This is a genomic window from Streptomyces sp. UNOC14_S4 (genome assembly GCF_020740835.1).
Taxonomy (GTDB): Bacteria; Actinomycetota; Actinomycetes; order Streptomycetales; family Streptomycetaceae; genus Streptomyces.
This window is the reverse complement of the sequence record NZ_JAINFC010000661.1, coordinates 1-3,483: the sequence shown is the minus strand read 5'-3', so window position 1 is coordinate 3,483 and position 3,483 is coordinate 1. Positions and strand designations below refer to the sequence as shown.

Annotated in this window: 2 protein-coding genes; both read left to right on the top strand. The window is 70.1% G+C overall.

The window, feature by feature from the left end; translation table 11 throughout:
* The first annotated feature begins 122 nt into the window (after positions 1-122).
* A complete protein-coding gene (locus K6I34_RS33875; protein ID WP_229331876.1) occupies positions 123-1,790 on the top strand; it encodes a phospho-sugar mutase in 1,668 nt (555 codons plus the stop codon).
* Between the two features lie 1,040 nt (positions 1,791-2,830).
* A complete protein-coding gene (locus K6I34_RS33870; protein WP_229331875.1) occupies positions 2,831-3,388 on the top strand; it encodes a DUF3291 domain-containing protein in 558 nt (185 codons plus the stop codon).
* Positions 3,389-3,483 lie beyond the last annotated feature (95 nt).

Genomic DNA, 3,483 nt, shown 5'->3' with positions numbered 1-3,483 from the left:
GAGTATGAGGGTGAGATTCACCGCCCCACCCCAAGGGCAACGATGCAACACCGGGTCACGGGCCCGCCCGGCAAGCGCAGCGCCCCGCACCCAGACAACTCAACCCCTCCGGAGGAGAACCCGTGGAGCGAGACCTCATTGCGCAAGCCCAGGCGTGGCTGGCCGAGGACCCCGACCCCGACACCCGCGAAGAGCTCGCCGGGCTCATCGACGCCGGGGACACCGCAGAGCTGAGCGTCCGTTTCAGCGGCACCCTCCAGTTCGGCACCGCAGGTCTCCGCGGTGAGCTCGGTGCCGGTCCCATGCGCATGAACCGCGCCGTCGTGATCCGCGCGGCCGCCGGTCTCGCGGCGTACCTCAAGAAGCAGGGCCACACCGGCGGCACCGTCGTCATCGGCTACGACGCCCGCTACAAGAGCGCCGACTTCGCCCTGGACACCGCCGCCGTGATGGTCGGCGCGGGCCTGAAGGCCGCGCTGCTCCCGCGCCCGCTGCCCACCCCCGTGCTCGCCTTCGCGATCCGCCACCTCGGCGCGGTCGCGGGCGTCGAGGTGACCGCCAGCCACAACCCGCCGCGCGACAACGGCTACAAGGTCTACCTGGGTGACGGCTCCCAGATCGTGCCCCCGGCCGACGCCGGGATCGCCGCCGAGATCGCCGCCATCGAGAACCTCGCCGACGTGCCCCGCCCGGCCGACGGCTGGGAGATCCTCCGCGAGACGGTCCTGGACGCCTACCTGGAGCGTACGGACGCGGTCCTCACCAACGGTTCCGCCCGGGACATCGACGTCGTCTACACCCCCATGCACGGCGTCGGCCGCACCGTCCTCACCGCCGCCTTCGAGCGGGCGGGCTTCCCCGCGCCGACCGTCGTCGCCGAGCAGGCCGAGCCCGACCCGGACTTCCCCACCGTCGCCTTCCCGAACCCGGAGGAGCCGGGGGCGATGGACCTGGCGTTCGCGACGGCCCGCCGTGTCCAGCCGGACATCATCATCGCCAACGACCCCGACGCCGACCGCTGTGCCGTCGCCGTGCCGGACGCCGAGGCCGACGCGGGCTGGCGCATGCTCCGCGGTGACGAGGTCGGCGCGCTGCTGGCCACGCACCTGGTGCACAAGAAGGCCCAGGGCACGTTCACCACGACGATCGTCTCCTCCTCCCTGCTCTCCCGTATCGCGGCCGCCGCGCCGGGCGCCGGTTACGAGGAGACCCTCACCGGCTTCAAGTGGCTGGCCCGCGTGGACGGCCTGCGCTACGCCTACGAGGAGGCGCTCGGCTACTGCGTCGACCCCGAGGGCGTACGCGACAAGGACGGCATCACCGCCGCCCTGCTCGTCGCCGAACTGGCCGCCGAGCTCAAGGAGACGGGCCGTACGCTCACGGACCTGCTGGACGACCTCGCGGTCGAGCACGGCCTGCACGCCACGGACCAGCTCTCGGTGCGCGTCGAGGACCTGTCCCTGATCTCCGACGCGATGCGCCGCCTGCGCGAGCAGCCGCCCACCGTGCTCGCCGGGCTCCAGGTGACCTCCGCCGAGGACCTGTCCCAGGGCTCCGCCGCCCTCCCCCCGACCGACGGCCTCCGCTACCACCTCTCCGGCGACGCCTCCGGCGCGGTCTCGGGCGCCCGCGTCATCGTCCGCCCGTCGGGCACGGAGCCGAAGATCAAGTGCTACCTGGAGGTAGTGATCCCGGTCGCCTCGGCGGCAGCCCTCGCCGACGCCCGCCTCAAGGCGGCGGACGTCCTCTCCTCCCTGAAGCTCGACCTGGCCCACGCGGCCGGTCTCTGACCCGCACACGAAAGCGGGGTGGCCCTGAGGGTCACCCCGCTTTCGTCTGCATCGCCAACGGGGATGCTTCGTACCTGCGGCTCCGGTGGGGCCAGCCGGACAGCATCAGCCGAGGAAAACCGCTGGCTGCGCGGCGGGTTCCCGCGGTAGAAGCGAAGCCATGGCTAGAAGTGCCCACCACATGCGCCACAACGCTACCCGCACTGGGCAGGCAGCTTCGCGTCCCTGGAGCCCGTGGAGGGCCGTCCTGGTACGCGATCTTCGCTACAGTTCCGAGCGCCTGCGCTCAGCCGCGCTGGAGGGGCGGCGCCCGGTGCCACAGGAGGTACGGCGGTCTGTCGCCGTGTACTACTTCGCCCGCAGTAATACGCGAGGAAGGAGCGTGGCCGCGGACGCCTACATCGAGGAGCGGCGCGCTCGCCAAATGACACGACGCCGGCTGGGTCTGCTTCGAACGGGGCTGGCGCTGGACTTCGAGATCGAACCCGGGCGCCACCGGCACAGTGCCCGTTGGCTTGCCTAAGCGCTCCGCTGGAAACCGGTACGTCAACTGCGGGTGCGTCGTGGCTGGTCGCGCAGTTCCCCGCGCCCCTTCGGGGCGCTGCCGAACCGCACCGGACTTCGTCGGGCGGGCCGCGGCTGAAGAGCGCGGTTGTCCCGTGCCCTCGGCGAGCCGTGCCGGAAAAGGTCCAAGGCCGCGAACCTGCGGGTGCCGTTCGGCAACAACACCAGCGAACAGGCCATCCGGACAGCGAAGATCCAGCAGAAGGTCTCCGGCGGCCTGACACTCGGCGCCGAGCACGGCTACTACAGCAGGCAGCGCCACACCGCCCCAGCTCCCGAAAAAACCACGGCAAGAGGGCACTTGGGCAGGGAAAACGCAACTTCGACAGGGCCCGCAGGGGTGGCTATCTTCACCTGGTCTTCGGCGATCGCACGGTCGCTCGGGGTTCCTTCAAGCCACCGAACCGAGCCCACGCCCAGGCAGCCAGACCATCAAGGGCTTTCCACATGAGGCACCCTCAGCCAGGGAGAAACACATGCCCCATCTTGCTCTGTACACATTCGGCGTCCTGAAGTCGCCTCTCGCCGATCCCGCACGTCTCACACGGGAGCTCCACGACAGCGGTGAGGCCATCTACCGGAAGATCGCCCAGCACCCCGGATACCTCGCTCATGCCGAACCGGCAGACGGCGGCCGGGGCACACACTTCGACCTGGACTGGGGCGCATGGGGCGAGTTCGCCGTACCGACCTGGTACGGCAAGGGCCGCACCGCGGAAACCATCGCCCTGGCCGCGACCCTCTCACTCTGGACCGACCTCCGCCCCGCCTTCGACGCCATCTACAACGGTCTGCACCGTGAGGCACTCAACAGGCGTTACGACTGGTTCGAGAGGGCAGCACACCCGAATTACGTCTTCTGGTGGGTCTCCGACGACGTGATACCCACCTGGCAGGACGGGGTTTCCAGGCTGGAGCACCTCCACGACCACGGCTCCGCGCCGCACGGCTTCACCTTCCGCCACTCGTTCGCCCCGGACGGAACTCCGACCAGGATCAAAGACATCGGGCCGAAGGGCGAACAGGTCCGCTGACAAGGAAACCTGAACGATCGCGTCTGCACCCCACCGGCCGCCGCAGAACAGAGAAACGAGGCCGACCGGCCACGGACAGCAAAAGGGCGGCGGGG